Source organism: Brevibacterium sp. CS2, assembly GCF_005280295.1.
Taxonomy (GTDB): Bacteria; Actinomycetota; Actinomycetes; order Actinomycetales; family Brevibacteriaceae; genus Brevibacterium; species Brevibacterium pityocampae.
Genome location: NZ_CP040020.1, coordinates 1,614,954 through 1,632,152 on the forward strand (window position 1 = coordinate 1,614,954; position 17,199 = coordinate 1,632,152).

The following is a 17,199-nucleotide window of genomic DNA, read 5'->3' on the forward strand; positions in this document are numbered from 1 at the left end:
ACGAGCTCAGCGCTCGGCGCCCGTGGCGACGGGGCGGTCCGGGTCGTTCGACCAGCCGGACCAGCTCGGCGGGAACAGCGCCGCCTCGACGCCGAGCATCGAGAGGACGAAGGCATCGTGGCAGGCGGTGACGCCGGAGCCGCAGTACACGCCGACAGGGCTGCTCGGATCGGACCCGCCTGCATCCGCGCCGGCCGGATCTGTCCTGTCCGCGCCGGTGCCGCTCCTGTCCTCCCGGTCCGTGCCCGGGAGCACGCCGAGTTCGCGGTAGATCGCGCGCAGCTCGTCCTCGTGGCGGAAGAACCCGCCCTCCGTGTTGTCCGCAGCCGGTGCGTTCCGGGCCCCGGGGATGTGCCCGGCCTGCGGGTCGAGCGGTTCGGTTTCGCCGCGATAGCGCTCCGGCGCCCGCGCATCGAGGACGATACCCGCCCGCGCACGGTCGGCCACCTCATCGGCGTCGAGCACCGGGAGGGAACCGGGCGCGATGTCGAAAGCGCTCGGGTCCGGCAGCTCGGGGATGTCCGTGCTCACCGGGCGGCCGGCGGCGCGCCAGGCGCCGAACCCGCCGTCGAGGAGCCGGACGTTGCCGACACCGGCCCAGCGCAGGAGCCACCAGGCGCGGGCCGCGCCGAGCCCGGCATTGTCGTCATAGACCACCACCGGTGTGCCGGCGTCGATGCCCCAGCGTCGCACCGTCTGCTCGAAGGTCGCCGCAGAGGGCAGCGGGTGGCGACCGGCCGTGGGGGCGGCTGCGTTCCCCTCGGCCGGGTGGGCGGTGCGATGGTCGGCGAGCTCCTCGTCGAGGGACACGTAGTGCGCTCCGGGCACATGTCCGGCCGCGTAGTCGGCGCTGCCATCGGGCTGCTGCAGCGTCCACCGGACGTCGAGCAGGACCGGGGGAGCTGCGCTCATGAGCTCCTCGGCGAGTCGCTCGACGGTGATGAGATGGTCTTCGCGTGCCACGGCAGGTCTCCTCGGTCGGTCTCATGGGAAGTGCGGTGCAGTTTTGATGACGGCGTCGTTCTGACAACGATGGAGCACTGACAACGGCGTCGTACAGGCAGAAGCGTCGTTCGGACCGCACGACTGCCAGGATTCCGCACGCGCGCACCGAGCGCAATGGGGCCGGTGGACCCTGCGCGGAGGGATCGACACGTCAATCGGCCGGCAGATCGCGATCGCCGCCTGTGCCGGCCGTGCGCAGCGGCCTCCGGATCCGATGCCCGCTGCGGGTGCTTCAGAGCTTCGGCGCGACCGGATCGGTGAGCAGCACGAGGTGGTCCTCGCCGATCCGCGTGAACACGAGCGTGGCGGGTTCGCCGGTGGGCAGCTTGAGGCGGCGGCGCACCTGCTCGGGGACGATGTCGGCGCCGCGCTTCTTGATGACTACGCGGCCGATGCCGCGGGCCACGAGCGCGGCGCGCAGCGGCTTGAGCCCGGCCGGCAGCACCTCGCGGATCCGGTAGGTCCGCACGAGTTTGGCAGCGGCCCCGATCGGCACCCGGTCCCCGGTGAGGTAGGCGATCGGCCTCGAGATCCGGCGCGCGTCCAGCGGCTCGCACAGGGCGGTGACGAGCCCGGCGCGCACGAGCGCCCCGTGGGGCTCGAAGAGGTAGGAGCCGAGGTCCCCGATCCCGTCCTCGTCATCGACCGGCACCTCGGACTCGTGCACCTGGACCGGGCCCTGCGGGTGCAGCACGAGGGCGTTGCGCCCGGGGCGGAGCGCGGCGTCCCCGGCGTAGAGCGCGACCTCGACGACGTCGCCGTCGTGGGACACCCACTGGGCCTCCCAGCCGTCGGGGACGAGCGCGTGGTCGAGCGCCGGCCCGAGCTTGATGCCGGCCGCCCGGACGCGGGACGCGGCGTCGAACGCCCAGGTGAGCGAGGGGGAGAACGCCTCGGGGTCGGTGATTCGGCGGGCGGAGCCGTGCGCGTCCGTGGTGCCCTTCCCGGCACCTGCTGTGCCGCTGACCGACTTCCCGCTGGACGTCCCACCGGGCTTCCCACCTGGCTTCCCACTGGACGTCCCACCGGGCTTCCCGCCGGGCTTCCCACCGGGCAGGGCGCGGCGCGCCGGGTCGAGCCACAGCGCGTCGACGTGCTCGAGGTCGTGGTCCTCCGCCAGGCCGTGCGTCACCGTGACGGTGTCGAGGTGGCGGAGGTTGAAGGTCGCGATCGCGGCGGTGACCTCGTCGGCCTCGACCGCCTCGACGGCTTCGAGGGTGCTGTCCATCCCGGCGAACGCCATGGTGTCCGCGCCGAGTCCGCAGCCGAGGTCGGCCAGCCGGGTCGGCTCGACGGCGAGCATCCGGCGGGCATGGTGGGCGGCGACCGGCAGCCGGGTCGCCTGGGCGAGACCATCTCGGGTGAAGAGCATGTCCGAGGCGAACGGCCCGAACTTCTCCTCCGCCTCGACCCGCAGGGCCGCCTGTGCGAGGAGCGCGGTGGCGGCCTCGGGTTCCAGGCCCTCCTTGCGCAGGCGCGCGGCGAGCGCGAGCTCGTCGGAGGGCCGGTAGTCGATCTCGGCGAGGCGGGCGAACACCTCGGGCTCGAGCAGGCGGGCCAGCGTGCGTGCATCCATCCCCTCAGCCTAGAGGACCGCGCCTGCCGGCCGAGGGCCTCTGCCCGAGTGCGCTCGGTCGCCGGTCTCCTGCGCTCGGCTGCGCCTCGGGGCCGTTCGTCTAGGGTGGGAGACGTGACCACCTTGCTCAGCGCACGCGACATCCGGGCCATGGCCGCGGAGCTGCAGCTGCGACCCACGAAGCAGCGCGGCCAGAACTTCGTCATCGACCCCAACACCGTGCGCATGATCGTGTCCGCCGCCGGCCTGAGCGAACCGTGCACCGTCGCCGAGGTGGGCCCCGGCCTGGGTTCGCTCACGCTCGGCCTGCTCGATGCCGGCCACCATGTCATCGCCGTCGAGATCGACGAGCTCCTCGCCTCGCGGCTGCCGCGGACCGTCGCCGAGCGCTGCGGGGACGACGCCCCCTTCGACCTCGTCGTCGCCGATGCGCTGCGCGTCACCGAGCTGCCGGAGTCCCCGGAGCTCGGTCCGCCCGCCGCGCTCGTCGCGAACCTGCCCTACAACGTCGCCGTCCCCGTGCTGCTCCACTTCCTCGAGACCTTCCCGACGATCCGGACCGTGCTCGTCATGGTCCAGGCCGAGGTCGCCGACCGGCTCGCGGCCGAGCCCGGCTCCCGCACCTACGGCGTGCCGAGCGTCAAGGCGCGCTGGTACGGGACGGTGAGCCGCGCCGGCTCGATCGGCACGAACGTGTTCTGGCCGGCCCCCAACGTCGACTCCGGCCTCGTCCGGATCGAGCGCCACGCCGATGGCCGCCGCACCGGTGGAGATCCAGCAGGTGCAGATCCTGTTAGCGGGAATCCTGCAGGTGCAGATCCTGCCGGTGCAGATCCTGCCGGTGGAGATCCTGCCGGTGGAGACGGAGCCGGGGATCAGCGCGGGTCCGACGGAGCCCACCGCGGGGCACCGTCCCGCGAGTCGGTGTTCGCCGCGATCGACGCCGCCTTCGCGCAGCGCCGCAAGACCCTGCGCGCCGCGCTCTCCGGGTGGGCCGGCAGCCCCGCCCGGGCCGAGGAGATCCTGCGCGCGGCCGGGATCGACCCGCGGGCGCGCGGCGAAGTCCTCGACATCGACGACTACGTGGCACTCGCCGCGGCGAAGGAGACTGTGTGAGCCCCGATGTGAGCCCGAACCCGAATCCGGATACGGGACCCGGCCCGCCGTTCGGGTCGGCCGGCGGCCCGTTCGATGGCTCGGTCGACGGTCCGGCACCCGTGACGGCGCGCGCCTACGGCAAGATCAACGCCTTCCTCTCCGTCGGTCCGCTCGAGGACGACGGCTACCACTCCCTCGTCACGGTGTTCCAGTCCCTCGACCTCGCGGAGACCGTCACCCTCATCCCCGCCGCGGAGCACTCGGTGACCCTGACCGGGCGGTACGCCGACACCACCGTGCCGCTCGACGCCTCGAACCTCGGGCTGGCGGCCGTCCTCGCCCTCGCCGAGGCGACCGGGATCGAGGTGCCCGTCGAGGTCGCGATCGAGAAGAACGTGCCGGTGGCCGGAGGGATGGGCGGCGGCTCTGCCGATGCAGCGGCCGCCCTCGTCGCCTACGCCCACCTCGTCGGATGCACCGACAAGGAGCTCATCCACAGCGTCGCCCGCGAGCTCGGCGCGGACGTGCCCTTCGCGCTGCGCGGCGGCACCGCGCTCGGCACCGGCCGCGGCGACGAGCTGACCCCGGTGCTCGGGCGCGGCGAGTTCCACTGGGTGCTCGCCACCTCCACCGGTCGGCTGTCCACGCCCGAGGTGTACCGTCGCCTCGATGAGATCCGCGCCGCCCGCGGCGATGCGGGGCCGGTGACGTGCGGCGAGCACGCGGGGGCAGGCGACGGCGACAGGACCGGCGACGTCACCGGCGTGGGCGCCCACAGCGCCGTCGACCCCGCCGAGGTGCTCCGCGCACTCGGCACCGCGGATCCCGAGGCGCTCGCCGGAGTCCTCCACAACGACATGACCGAAGCCGCGATCGACCTCCTGCCCGGCATCGCCGACATCATGGAGACCGGAGTGCGGGCAGGAGCGCTGCGCGCCCTCGTGTCAGGCTCCGGCCCGACGGTCGGATTCCTCGCCCGTGATCACACGCACGCGCTCGAGATCGCCGTTCTCCTCGAGGCGAGCCGCGGCGTCCGCCAGGTCGTGCGCACCACCGGCCCGGCCGGCGGCGCCCACCTCGTCCCGCCGCCCGCCGCGGCGTGACAGCCTGGGGCGCGCGATATCCGGGCGCACGAGGATACGCGCGACGATGTGTACTCATCGGTAGGTTGGGATAGGTTCGAGGCCATGGACCGCACGCCTGACGACCGCACCGCCGGCGACCGCACCGCCGAGGGCGGCGATATCGAGATCCGCGGGCCCGAGACGACGGAGGACATCGGCTTCCCCGTCGGGCCCGATCGGATCTCCGGCACCGTCTGGCACCCGGTGGGCGCGCCGCGCGGGGTCATCATGATCCATCCCGCGACCGCGACCCCGCGCCGGTACTACCGCGCGTTCGCCTCCTGCATCGCCGCCTCCGGCATCATCGCCATGGCCTACGACTACCGGGGTACGGGGGAGTCCGGGGATCCGCGCGACCACCCCGGAATGCGGATGCGCGACTGGATGAGCGAGGACGTCCCCGCCGCCGCTGCCTGGTGCCGGGAGCGCTTCCCGGACCTGCCGCACGCAGCCGTCGGCCACAGCATCGGCGGCCACGCGATGGTGCTCGGCCACGGGCTCGAATCGGTGTCCCGCTTCGCCGTCGTGTCCGCGCACGTGGCGGCGACACAGCGGATCGCGAAGCGGCGCGAGCGGCTCCGCGTGGGTGCGCTGCCCACCGTCGTCGGCCCGGTGCTGTGCCGGACGCTCGGCTACATGCCCGGCAGGCGCCTCGGCCTCGGGGAGGACATCCCCGCCGGGGCGATGCTCGAGTGGGGCCGCTGGACCCGGCTGCCCGGATACTTCTACGACGACCCCACGATGCATGCCCGGGAACGTGCCGGGGCGGTCGAGGCCGAGGTGCTCGCGATCGGTGCCGACGACGACCTGTGGGCCAGTCCCGAGCAGATGGACGCGCTCCTCGCACCGCTGCACCGAGCGAGCGTCGAACGGCGCACCTATGCCCCCGCCGAGCTCGGCGTGCCGCGCCTGGGCCACCACGGGCTGCTGCGACGCGGCACCGGCGAGGCGATCTGGCCGGACCTCATCGACTGGCTCAGCCGGGACTTCTGAGTCGGGATTTCGGGGCTGGGGCTGCTGGGTGAGGACGGCCGAGTCGAGTTCACCGGGCCTGCGCGCTACCGGGTCGACCGGGAGGCCCGGGAGAGGTTCGGCGTCGCGGAGCAGGGGACCGCCCATCTCGAGGACGCCTGGTCCGTTGCTCTCGCCGCGCTGGAGTGAGGGCCGGCACTGGAGTGAGGGCCCATGCGGGAGTGAGCGCCCGCCCGGGGGACCGGGCCGGGGGAATGAGTGCCGGCCCGCGGGCCTCCTCTAAGCTTGAGGCGCCCCCACAGAAGGAGTCCCATGCACCTGCTCGGCTGCGAGTCCGTGAGCCTGTCGTACCCCAATCGCACGATCCTCGATGAGGTGACGCTGGGGATCAGCGCCGGCGACCGGATCGGGATCGTCGGCCGCAACGGCGACGGCAAGTCGACGCTCATGCGGATCCTCGCCGGCGTGCTCGACCCGGACTCCGGACGCGTGACGGCGCGCGGCGGCACCCGGGTGGGCTACCTCGAGCAGGCCGACGTCCTCGACCCGACGCTCGATGTGCGGACCTCCGTCGTCGGCGACGCGGAGGAGCACAAATGGGCCTCGCAGCCGGCGGTCCGCGACGTCATGACCGGGCTGCTGCGCGACATCGACCTCGGTGCCACGGTGGGTGAGCTGTCCGGCGGACAGCGTCGCCGCGTGGCGCTCGCCCGCCTGCTCGCCGGGGAGTGGGACATCATCATGCTCGACGAACCGACGAACCACCTCGACATCACCGGTGTCCGCTGGCTCGCCGAGCACATCCGCCGCCGTTGGCCGGCCGGCCAGGGCGCGCTCCTCGTCGTCACCCACGACCGGTGGTTCCTCGACGAGGTCTCGACGATGACCTGGGAGGTCCACGACGCGACGGTCGACGCCTTCGAGGGCGGGTACGCCGCCTACGTCCTCCAGCGCGTCGAGCGGGACCGGCAGGCCGCCGCGGTCGAGGCCAAGCGGCAGAACCTCATGCGCAAGGAGCTCGCCTGGCTGCGACGCGGGGCGCCGGCGCGCACCTCGAAGCCGAAGTTCCGGATCGATGCGGCCAATGCGCTCATCGCCGCCGAGCCCCCGGTGCGCGACACCGTCGAGCTCGTGTCGATGGCGACCTCGCGGCTCGGCAAGGACGTGTTCGAGATGCACGACCTCGATGTCGCGTATCCGGAAGCGAGCGGCGGGCCGGTCTCCGGTGGGGGCGAGCCATCTACCGGGGACGAAGCATCCGCCGGGAACGATGCGCCCGCCGGGGAACGTGCGTCCACCGGCGAACCCGGGCCCGCCGGGGAACGTCCGTCCGCCGGGGAACCCGTGCTCTCCGGCCTCGACTGGATCATCGGACCCGGTGACCGCTACGGCCTGCTCGGGGCCAACGGCGCGGGCAAGTCGACCCTCGTCAAGGTGCTCACCGGGGAGATCGAACCGACGGCGGGCCGGGTCAAGCGCGGCAAGACCGTCAAGGTCGCGGTCCTCGACCAGCAGCTCCGCGACCTCGATGCGCTCGCCGACGACCGGGTGCGGGAGATCCTCGCGCGGAAGCGCTCGACCTACCAGGCCGCCGGGGGCGAGCTCACGCCCAGCCAGCTGCTCGAGAAGCTCGGCCTCGGCACCGTGCTGCAGTCACGGGTCAAGGATCTGTCCGGCGGCCAGCAGCGCCGCCTCCAGCTCCTCCTCATCCTCCTCGACGAGCCCAACGTCCTCATCCTCGACGAGCCGACCAACGACATGGACACCGACATGCTCGCCGCGGTCGAGGACCTCCTCGACACCTGGCCGGGCACCCTCCTGGTGATCTCCCACGACCGGTACTTCATGGAGCGCGTCACCGACCACCAATTCGCGGTGCGCAACCGCACGGTGCGCCACCTGCCCGGCGGCATCGACGAGTACCTCCGGCTCGACGCCGATCCGGCGCTGTCCGGTCGCGCGGACGGCGTCGATACGGGCAGCGGTGCCACGAACGGCGGTTCCCCGAACGGGGGCGCGGGTTCGGTGATGAGCGCGGTGGCGGGCGCCTCGGGCGGTTCCGCGGGAGCGACCTCGGGCAACGGGTCCGGAGGCAACGGGTCCGGAGGCGGTGGGTCCGGGCTCAGCGCGACCGAGCGGCGGCGGCTCGGCAAGGAGGTGCAGGCGCTCGGCCGGCGCATCGACAAGCTCGATGCGAGCATCGAGGCGCTCGACGCCGAGCTCGCCGCGCACGACCAGAGCGACTTCACCGGGCTCGCCGAACTCACGGCGAAGCGCGGTGCTGCGGCCGAGGAGAAGGACGAGCTCGAGCTCGAATGGCTCGAGCTGTCCGAGGAGCTCGAGGCCTGAGTGCCTCGGACCCCGATGCCGCCGGCACGGGTTCCCGGGGCACGGGTTCCTCAGGTGGAGTGTCCGCGGATGCCTGCGCTGCGGTCATCGGAGCTCGGCAGCGGGGTTCCCGTGCACAGGATTCCCGAAGATACTGCTGAGTAACATATGGGCATGACACGACGCCCTGGTGATTCCGCGCGTGCCGCCGCGACTGCCGCGCCCACGGACACCTCTCCCGAACCCACAGCTTCCGAATCCACAGCTCCCCACCCCGCCACAGCGCGGCGGCGGCTCCCGGCGCTCGACGTGCTCCGCGGCATCGCGATCCTCGGCACGCTGCTCACCGACATCTGGATCTTCTCCGGCTCGGGGGCGCGCCTCGACGATCCGGTCCCCTCTGCGGCCGGCCCGGCCTGAGCGGATCCCGTCGGCCCGCCCGGGTTCTTCGACACCACGATCACCCTCGTCACCGACGGGAAGTTCATCGGGCTGCTGACGATCATGTTCGGCATCGGACTCGAGATCCAGCGGCAGTCGGCGATCCGCCGCGGCACCGGCTGGCCCGGTCGATACCCGTGGCGCGCCGCCATCCTCGTGCTCGACGGCCTGCTCAACTACATCTTCATCTTCGAGTTCGACGTCCTCATGGGCTACGGGCTCACCGCGCTCGCGGTGTCGGCGATCATGATCACCGGCCCTCGGGCGCAGAAGATCTGGATGTACGCCGGACTCGCCGCGCACGTGATGGCGATCCTCGCCGTCCAGCTGCTCATGTCCGGCCTGCCGTTCCTCATGGGGGTCGATCCCGACGACCCCGAGTCCCTCCGGGAGGCCGCCGGGCCGGCGGGACGCGCCGGTCTCGAGCAGGCCGGCGGCGGTGCCGACGCATCGGCGCTCGGGAGCACGGACAGCTACTGGGCGATGGTCCACGAGCGGGTGGTGGGCTTCATCGGCGGCCGTGGCGAGATTCCCGTGATGTTCCTCATGGGGATCGGACTGTTCCTCGTCGGTGCCCACCTCTTCCGTGCGGGGATCTTCGAGGAGCGAGGGCACCGGCTGCGGAAGCGGACGATGCTGCTCGCCTTCGGCATTGGTCTGCCGATCGACTGGGCGCTGCGGATCTTCGCCGCCGACCACGCCTCGGGCATCACCCGCTACATCACCTCGACCGCGGTCGCCTTCGGGCTGCTCGCCGCGGTCGCCGCCTTCTACGCCAACCGCACGCGGGCCGGGTGGATCGGCACGCCGCTCGCCGCGGTGGGGCGGATGGCGCTCACCTGCTACATCCTGCAGAACCTGCTCGCCTCGATCATCTTCTACGACTGGAGCTTCGGACTGGCCGCGCGGCTCGACGAGGGCTCCATGACGCTGTGGACGATGGTGGTCTACGTGCTGCTCTCGGCCTTCCTCATCGGGCTGAGCATGCTGTGGCTGAAGCACTTCGCGCGTGGGCCGGTCGAATGGCTGTGGGACCTCGGGTTCCGCGGCATCGGATCTCTGCTCGACCGGCGGCAGCAGCGGCGTGCCGAGCGCTCCCCGGGCGGGCGCGCAGCAGGAGCCGCGAGCTATCGGCTGATCCTCGGTGATTCCGGACCGTGTGCCGGGCCACTCTTCGCCGGACCCGCCTCCTGGCGGCCGGTGAAGCGGTCCATCGATGAGTAGACATGGAAGACGCGGTCGGCGACGAAGTCCCAGGCGCGGGTCGGCAGCACCCCGCGGTAGGCCATCGCGAGCTTGACCGTCCACGGCCGGTTCACCACCGGGGTGCCTGCGAGCATCCCGTTCCAGGCGGCGGCCGCCGCCTCTTCCGGGGTCATGATCGGGGTCAGGAGCGGCCCGCGGGCGCCCGCGAACATTCCGGTGGACACGTAGCTCGGGCAGAAGGTCGTCACCGCGATGTGCCGGTGGCCGGCCCGCGCGAGCTCGAGGCGCATCGACTCGCTCCACCCGATCGCCGCCCACTTCGAGGCGGCGTACACACTCATGTTCGGATTCGGCAGGGTGCCCGCGGCCGAGGCGATGGTCAGGATCCGCTTCGCGCGTCCCCGATCGGCCATCATCACCGGCAGCACCTCCCGGGTCAGCCACATCGGGGCGAGCGCGTTGACGCGCATGGTGCCCTCGATGTCGCGCTCGGGATCGTGCTCCCAGAACGGCGCGCCGCGCACGATCCCGGCATTGTTGACGAGGATGTCCGGCGCGCCGAGGGTGCTCTCGACGGCGGCGACGCCGGCGCGGATCGCATCGAGGTCGGAGATGTCGACGACGAACGCACGGACCTCGGTGCCGGGCGCGGTCGAGAGCTCCCGGGCGAGCGCCTCGGCCCGGGGCCCGTCGATGTCCCACAGCGCCACAGCGCGCGCACCCTGGGCGACGGCCTTCCGGGCGTAGATCTCACCCATCCCGCGGGCGGCACCGGTGATGATCACGCAGGCGCCGGCGACCACCTCGGCCCCGGGAGGTGAGGCGGCGTCGGTGCGGGTGCCGCGGGCGAGTGAGCGGCCGAAACGGCCGATCCTGCGCCGGGCGCGCGACTGCGGCTCAATCACCGAGCACCACGGCCACTCGGCGGCTCATGCGCTGCGGGCCGGTGTCTCGGTGTCGATCTGTTCGGCGACCCGCTCGTGGCATTCGGTGAGGACGGAGAGGAACTCGACCCTGGAGCGGGTCTCCGCATCGTCGAGATCGCCGTAGGCCTGGTCGTAGGCCGCGGTGAGGTGCCGGTAGTAGTCCATGACGAGTCGCGCGGAGTCCTCGGTGTAGTACACGGAGATGCGACGGCGATCCGCCGAGTCGCGCTCGCGCACAAGCAGACCGCGGGCCACGAGCCGCTCGAGGATCGAGGTGAGCGTCGAGGCCGACAGCGACAGCTGCTCTGAGATCGAGCCGGGTGTCGCGGTGCGGTCGGCACCGCGCGAGGCGACCACCGTCTGGAGCACCTGGAAGTCGATGAGGTTGAGCTGATGGGCGTGGGCGAACCGGGCGGACGCCGTGCGCACCGTCATCGCCTGCACCTGGTCGGCGTGGACGAGCGAGGCGATCCGGGCGTGGCGGGCGCGCTGTGCCGGGGGAAGCTCTGCGGTATCGGCTTCGAAGAGTTCGAGAAGGGGATCGGGGAGCATGTGGATCATGGTAGCCACGGACCGCAGATTGCGGTTTCATATCGGAATTCGAATCCGCTGTGAATCCCTCGGGTGCGGCAGATGAACGCGGGTAGTCTGAGCGGCGGCATCACCGCTGGCTCCGCCGGCACGCCCCATCGGGATTGCTGCGAGGGCGTCCGGGGCACCTGCGGCACTGTTCGAGCACCGTAACGGAGCAACCGGCACCGTGGCGCACCGCGCGGCACTGTGCAGCATCATGGGAGGATCCAGCTCCCTCCGGCTCCGCCTCATCGTTGGGAGATTCTCGTGAAGCGCACCTACCTGGCACCGGCCGCCGCGATGGCCGCCGCAACCGCACTCGTGCTGTCCGCCTGCGGACAGGCACCCGAGGAGTCCGCCGGAGGGGAGGGCGGCGATACCGATTTCAAAGCATGCCTCGTCTCCGACGCCGGCGGCTGGGACGACAAGTCCTTCAACCAGTCGGGCCGCGAGGGCCTCGACAGCGCCGTGGAGGAGTTCGGGATCGAGGAGGCGCTCGCCGAATCGCAGTCCGACTCCGACTTCGGACCGAACGTCGACAACATGGTCCAGCAGAACTGCAGCCTGACCTTCGGCGTCGGCTTCCTCCTCGAGGATGCGATCCAGGAGGCCGCGGAGGCCAACCCGGACCTGCACTTCGGCCTCATCGACTCGACCTTCGCCGACGCCGACGGCAACCCGGTCGAGCTCGAGAACGCCAAGCCGCTCGTCTTCAACACCGCCGAGGCGGCCTACCTGGCCGGCTACCTCGCAGCGGCGACCTCCGAGTCCAAGACCGTCGCGACCTTCGGCGGCATCCAGATCCCGTCCGTCACCGTGTTCATGGACGGTTTCGCCGACGGCGTCGACAAGTACAACGAGGAGGCCGGCGAGGACGAGCAGGTCACCCTGCTCGGCTGGGACAAGGAGGGCCAGGAGGGCTCGTTCTCCGGCGACTTCGAGAACCAGGGCCAGGGCCAGACCCTGACCGAGCAGTTCATCTCCCAGGACGCCGACATCATCATGCCGGTGGCCGGTCCCGTGGGACTCGGCGCCGCCGCCGCGGCCAAGGAGTCCGAGGGCACGAAGATCATCTGGGTCGACTCCGACGGATACGAGTCCACGGAGTACGGCGACATCATCCTCACCTCGGTGATGAAGCAGATCTCGCAGGCCGTCCACGACACCGTCGAACAGGCCATGAACGACGAGTTCGAGGCCGCGCCGTACGTCGGAGACCTGTCGAACGAGGGAGTCGGCCTGGCTCCGTACCACGACTTCGAGGGCGAGGTGCCCGAGGAGGTCAAGCAGAAGGTCGAGGAGCTCAAGCAGCAGATCATCGACGGCGAGATCACCGTCGAGTCGCCGAACGCCCCGCAGGCCTGAGCCGGCGGAGCTCGCAGCGGCGGGTTCGACCTGACGACCAGGGCGGGTACCGTGGTGATGAATGCCACGGTGCCCGCCGTGTTCGTGGCAGAAATCGGGTGCTGCAGTTCCGGGTACACGCCTTTGAAGTTGAGGGCACCGCAGTGAGTTCGCTGCCATGAGTTCGTGGCCGTGAGTTCGTGCCCGTGAGTCCGATGCGGCGAGCATGGACTGGCGGATGGACAGGTGGATGGACAGGCGGGACGTGCGGACTGCTGGTTCCGAGAACTGCCGCACATGAGAGATACGCAGCGCACGAGCGCTGCCGGACGAGAGAGACGGTCCTCGGGGGCCTGCATGAGGAGACGCTGACGTGAAGCTCGAGCTTTCCGGGATCACCAAGCGGTTCGGGCCGCTGGTGGCCAACCGCGACATCGACCTCGTCGTCGAACCCGGTGAGATCCACGCCCTCCTGGGCGAGAACGGCGCGGGCAAGTCGACGCTGATGAACGTCATCTACGGCCTCTACCGGCCCGACGGCGGACAGATCCTCATCGACGACCGGCCCGTGACCTTCTCCGGCCCCGGCGATGCCGTGGCCGCCGGCATCGGCATGGTCCACCAGCACTTCATGCTCGTCCCGGTGTTCACCGTCGCCGAATCCCTGGCGCTCGGCTACGAGCCCACGAAGGGCATGGGTCTGCTCGATCTCGCCTCGGCCCGGGAGACGGTGCGCACGATCTCCGAGCGCTTCGGGTTCGACATCGACCCCGACGCGATCATCGAGGACCTGCCCGTCGGCGCCCAGCAGCGGGTGGAGATCATCAAGGCGCTCTCCCGCGACGCGGAGATCCTCATCCTCGACGAGCCCACCGCCGTGCTCACCCCGCAGGAGACCGACGAGCTCATCGAGATCATGAAGCAGCTGCGCGAACAGGGCACCTCGATCGTCTTCATCACCCACAAGCTCCGCGAGGTCCGCGCGGTGGCCGACAAGATCACCGTGATCCGCCGCGGAGCCGTGGTGGGCGAGGCGTCCCCGGAGTCGAGCGAGTCCGAGCTCGCCGGGCTCATGGTCGGCCGCGACGTCCACCTCACCACCGACAAGGAGCCCGCCCGGCCCCAGGACGAGACCTTCAGCGTCGAGGGCCTCACCGTGCTCGACAAAGCCGGGTTCGTCGTCGTCGACGATCTGAGCTTCGGGGTCCGGCAGGGGGAGATCCTCGCCGTCGCCGGCGTCCAGGGCAACGGCCAGACGGAGCTCGCCGAGGCGATCATCGGCCTGCGTGAACCGCACTCCGGCACGATCTCGCTCGACGGCCGCAGGCTCGGCGGCGATTCCGTGAAAGCGCGCCTGGCCTCCGGGATCGGATTCGTGCCCGAGGACCGGTCGAGCGACGGAGTGATCGCCGGGTTCTCGATCCGGGAGAACATGATCCTCGACCAGTACGACCGCCCTCCCTATGCCAGCGGCCTGGCGCTCAAGCCCGCGGTGATCCGTGAGAAGGCGCTCGAGAAGGTCGAGGAGTTCGACATCCGGCTCACGAGCATCGACGACCCGATCTCCACCCTGTCCGGCGGCAACCAGCAGAAGGTCGTGCTCAGCCGGGAGCTCGGCCGCGAGCTCAGCCTGCTCGTCGCCAGCCAGCCCACCCGCGGACTCGACGTCGGATCGATCGAGTTCGTCCACAAGCGCATCATCGCCGAGCGCGACGCCGGCACCCCGTGCATCATCGTGTCGACCGAGCTCGACGAGGTGCTCAACCTCGCCGACCGGATCGCCGTGATGTACCGCGGGAGGATCGTCGGCATCGTGCCGGCCGACACCCCGCGCGACGCGCTCGGCCTCATGATGGCCGGTGTGCCCGAGGACGAGGCGCTCGCCCGCGTGGCCGACGGCTCGGCCGTGACGACCGTATCCCAGGCAGCCGAGGGAGATCTTCCATGACGAACGGCACGAACCCGAGCGATGCTCCCGGAACGGAGACCTCGGTGACGGGGCAGGAGCAGCCGGCCGACACCTCGGCTGCGGGCGGCACCCCCACCGCGGGCGGGACCCCGGCTGCGGGGGGAACCCCGGCGGCGAACTCGGTGCTGCGCGACATCATGTCCGGGTCCTGGCTCGTCTCCGTGCTGTCGGTGGTCGTGGCGCTTGCGCTCGGCGGCGTGCTCATCGCCGCAGCGGATCCCGACGTGCAGGCCACGCTCGGCTACTTCTTCGCCCGGCCCGGAGACTTCTTCATCGTGGCCTGGCAGACGGTGTCCGAGGCGTACATGGCGCTGCTGCGCGGCTCGATCTTCGACTGGGAGGCGCGCAGCCTGGTGCGGGCGGTGCGCCCGTTCACCGAGTCGCTCGTCGCCGCGACCCCGCTCATCCTCGCCGGCCTCGGCATCGCACTCGGCTTCCGCTCGGGCCTGTTCAACATCGGTGGCCAGGGCCAGGTGGTGCTCGGCGCGATGTTCGCCGGCTACTTCGGCTACGCGCTCGGCCTGCCACCGGTCATCCACTTCCTGTTCGCGCTCGTCATGGCCGCGGTCGGCGGGGCGATCTGGGCCGGCATCGCCGGTGTCCTCAAGGCGCGCACCGGCGCGAACGAGGTCATCGTCACGATCATGCTCAACTCGATCGCGGGCTACCTGCTGTCGTACCTGCTCACGCAGAGCTGGTTCAAGGCGACGAGCTCGGCGAACCCGGCCTCGCGTACGATATTCGACACCGCAGCGCTGCCGCCGCTGCTGCCCGATCCGTTCCGCCTCCACCTGGGATTCGTCGTCGCGATCCTCGCTACGCTGTTCGTGTGGTGGCTGCTCGAGCGCTCGACGCTCGGGTTCGAGTTCCGGGCCGTCGGCGAGAACCCGGACGCCGCCCGGACCGCGGGCATCTCCGTGAGCCGGGTGACGATCCTCGTGATGATCATCGCCGGCGCGCTCGCCGGCCTCGGCGGGGCCGCCCAGGTGCTCGGCACCGAGGGCAAGCTCACCGGGGGTGTGGCCGGCACCATCGGCTTCGACGCGATCACGGTGGCGCTGCTCGGCCGGTCCCGGCCGCTCGGCACGTTCCTCGCCGGCCTGCTGTTCGGCGCGTTCAAGGCCGGCGGCTACCTCATGCAGTCGCAGACCGGCACCCCGATCGACATCGTGCTCGTCGTGCAGTCGATCATCGTGCTGCTCATCGCGGCCCCGCCCCTCGTCCGTACGATCTTCCGACTCCCGACCCCGGCGAAGAAGGTGGCAGCATGAGCACCGTCGCACCCGACAGGACCCCGCAGCCCCGCGACCCGAGCTCCGGCCCGGGCGGCGCGGCGGCACCGGCAGCAGCACCCGTGAAGCAGCGGGCGTGGAAGTACCCCGTCGTCTACTCGGTGCTCGCCCTCGCCTCGCTCCTGGTGTTCGGCCTGCTCGCCGGCGGCGGCAAGCAGACGACGTTCACCTTCGCCTCGCGCAACGACTTCTTCACCATCCCGCCGCTCCCGGTGCCGTCGAAGGCGACCTGCGTGGCGCTCGGCCTCGTGCTCGTCGTCTTGGCGGCGGTGTCGATCTGGGCGACGTTCACCCGCCGGCGCCTCGGCGTGTGGTTCCCGCTCCTGTTCGGCATCGTGTTCGTGTTCGCGTTCCTCACCTGGTCCGCCGCCGGGGCGGGGCGGATGCCGGTGACGGCGCTCCTCGCCGGGGCGCTCGCGCTGTCGGTGCCGCTGATCTTCGGCGCGATGTGCGGTCTCGTGGGCGAACGCTCGGGCATCATCAACATCGCGATCGAGGGCCAGCTGCTCGCCGGCGCGTTCCTCGCAGCGGTCGTCGCCTCGGCGCTGCAGAACCCGTACGCGGGGCTGTTCGCCGCACCGATCGCGGGCGCTCTGGTGGCCGTGGTGCTGACGTTCTTCGCGGTGCGCTACTGGGTGGACCAGATCATCATCGGCGTCGTGCTCAACGTGCTCGTCGTCGGTGTGACGAGCTTCCTGTTCTCCACCGTGCTCACGCAGGATCCGGCGACGTGGAACGCGCGCCAGCAGCTGCCCAACCTGCCGATCCCGCTGCTGTCGGACATCCCGGTGATCGGGCCGGTGCTGTTCAACCAGAACATCCTCGTCTACCTCATGTACGTCGTCGTCGTCGCGCTGCAGATCTTCATCTTCCGCTCGAAGTGGGGGCTGCGGATGCGGGCGATCGGCGAGCACCCCAAGGCCGCGGACACCGTGGGCATCAACGTCAACCGCAACCGCGTGCTCAACACTCTGCTCGCCGGCGCGATCGCCGGTCTGGGCGGTGCGTTCTTCACCATCGGCTCCGGGCTGGCGTTCGGCAAGGAGATGTCAGCCGGGCAGGGGTACATCGCGCTCGCCGCGATGATCCTGGGCAAGTGGAACCCGATGGGCGCGCTGTTCGCAGCGCTCCTGTTCGGCTTCTCGAAGAACCTCGCGAACGTGCTGTCAGCGATCGGCACCCCGGTGCCCTCGCAGCTGCTGCTCATGCTGCCCTACGTCGTCACGGTGCTCGCCGTCGCCGGCTTCGTCGGCCGCGTCCGCGCACCCGCCGCCGAGGGCAAGCCGTACATCAGCCAGTGACTTGAGCTGGTGACTACAGCCAGTGACTTCAGCTGGTGACTACA

The 17,199-nt window shown here is 71.1% G+C and carries 14 protein-coding genes; 10 read left to right on the forward strand and 4 right to left on the reverse strand.

What is annotated here, in order from left to right; genetic code table 11:
- Nucleotides 1-6: 6 nt before the first annotated feature.
- Both FDF13_RS07140 and FDF13_RS07145 read right to left on the reverse strand, forming a co-directional pair.
- Complete coding sequence (locus FDF13_RS07140; protein WP_254668947.1) at nucleotides 7-963, reverse strand: sulfurtransferase; 957 nt, start codon at nucleotides 961-963, stop codon at nucleotides 7-9.
- A 274-nt stretch (nucleotides 964-1,237) separates the two neighbouring features.
- Nucleotides 1,238-2,581: a class I SAM-dependent methyltransferase gene (locus FDF13_RS07145; protein ID WP_137319048.1), complete on the reverse strand. Its 1,344-nt coding sequence runs from the start codon at nucleotides 2,579-2,581 to the stop codon at nucleotides 1,238-1,240.
- A 150-nt stretch (nucleotides 2,582-2,731) separates the two neighbouring features.
- On the opposite strand from FDF13_RS07145, the gene rsmA reads away from it, so the two are divergent.
- From rsmA to FDF13_RS07175, 6 genes are all read left to right on the forward strand, one after another.
- Nucleotides 2,732-3,697 (forward strand): 16S rRNA (adenine(1518)-N(6)/adenine(1519)-N(6))-dimethyltransferase RsmA, encoded by a 966-nt coding sequence (gene rsmA / locus FDF13_RS07150; RefSeq protein ID WP_254668965.1) that lies wholly within the window; start codon nucleotides 2,732-2,734, stop codon nucleotides 3,695-3,697.
- A complete protein-coding gene (locus FDF13_RS07155) occupies nucleotides 3,694-4,782 on the forward strand; it encodes a 4-(cytidine 5'-diphospho)-2-C-methyl-D-erythritol kinase (protein WP_368074055.1) in 1,089 nt (362 codons plus the stop codon). The genes rsmA and FDF13_RS07155 overlap by 4 nt, the downstream gene beginning before the upstream one ends.
- An 84-nt stretch (nucleotides 4,783-4,866) precedes the next feature.
- On the forward strand, nucleotides 4,867-5,796 hold the full coding sequence (locus FDF13_RS07160; RefSeq protein ID WP_137319050.1) for an alpha/beta hydrolase: 930 nt from the start codon (nucleotides 4,867-4,869) through the stop codon (nucleotides 5,794-5,796).
- Between the two features lie 291 nt (nucleotides 5,797-6,087).
- Nucleotides 6,088-8,124: an ABC-F family ATP-binding cassette domain-containing protein gene (locus FDF13_RS07165; RefSeq protein ID WP_137319051.1), complete on the forward strand. Its 2,037-nt coding sequence runs from the start codon at nucleotides 6,088-6,090 to the stop codon at nucleotides 8,122-8,124.
- 153 nt (nucleotides 8,125-8,277) lie between these two features.
- Nucleotides 8,278-8,523 (forward strand): hypothetical protein, encoded by a 246-nt coding sequence (locus FDF13_RS07170; RefSeq protein ID WP_137319052.1) that lies wholly within the window; start codon nucleotides 8,278-8,280, stop codon nucleotides 8,521-8,523.
- A gap of 84 nt (nucleotides 8,524-8,607) precedes the next feature.
- Nucleotides 8,608-9,768 (forward strand): DUF418 domain-containing protein, encoded by a 1,161-nt coding sequence (locus FDF13_RS07175; RefSeq protein ID WP_137319053.1) that lies wholly within the window; start codon nucleotides 8,608-8,610, stop codon nucleotides 9,766-9,768.
- On the opposite strand, the gene FDF13_RS07180 is transcribed toward FDF13_RS07175, so the two are convergent.
- Both FDF13_RS07180 and FDF13_RS07185 read right to left on the reverse strand, forming a co-directional pair.
- Nucleotides 9,672-10,655: an SDR family NAD(P)-dependent oxidoreductase gene (locus FDF13_RS07180; protein WP_368074031.1), complete on the reverse strand. Its 984-nt coding sequence runs from the start codon at nucleotides 10,653-10,655 to the stop codon at nucleotides 9,672-9,674. The two genes, FDF13_RS07175 and FDF13_RS07180, sit on opposite strands and share 97 nt — an antisense overlap.
- 24 nt (nucleotides 10,656-10,679) lie before the next feature.
- Nucleotides 10,680-11,228 carry a MarR family winged helix-turn-helix transcriptional regulator gene (locus tag FDF13_RS07185; protein WP_175406898.1) on the reverse strand — a complete coding sequence of 183 codons (549 nt, stop codon included), beginning with the start codon at nucleotides 11,226-11,228 and terminating at the stop codon, nucleotides 10,680-10,682.
- Nucleotides 11,229-11,516: 288 nt separating this feature from the next.
- On the opposite strand from FDF13_RS07185, the gene FDF13_RS07190 reads away from it, so the two are divergent.
- From FDF13_RS07190 to FDF13_RS07205, 4 genes are all read left to right on the forward strand, one after another.
- A complete protein-coding gene (locus FDF13_RS07190; RefSeq protein WP_247423029.1) occupies nucleotides 11,517-12,614 on the forward strand; it encodes a BMP family protein in 1,098 nt (365 codons plus the stop codon).
- Nucleotides 12,615-12,966: 352 nt separating this feature from the next.
- Nucleotides 12,967-14,541 carry an ABC transporter ATP-binding protein gene (locus FDF13_RS07195; protein WP_137319055.1) on the forward strand — a complete coding sequence of 525 codons (1,575 nt, stop codon included), beginning with the start codon at nucleotides 12,967-12,969 and terminating at the stop codon, nucleotides 14,539-14,541.
- Nucleotides 14,538-15,833: an ABC transporter permease gene (locus FDF13_RS07200; RefSeq protein WP_137319056.1), complete on the forward strand. Its 1,296-nt coding sequence runs from the start codon at nucleotides 14,538-14,540 to the stop codon at nucleotides 15,831-15,833. Before FDF13_RS07195 ends, FDF13_RS07200 begins: the two co-directional genes overlap by 4 nt.
- On the forward strand, nucleotides 15,830-17,155 hold the full coding sequence (locus tag FDF13_RS07205; RefSeq protein WP_137319057.1) for an ABC transporter permease: 1,326 nt from the start codon (nucleotides 15,830-15,832) through the stop codon (nucleotides 17,153-17,155). The genes FDF13_RS07200 and FDF13_RS07205 overlap by 4 nt, the downstream gene beginning before the upstream one ends.
- The last annotated feature ends 44 nt before the right edge of the window (nucleotides 17,156-17,199 follow it).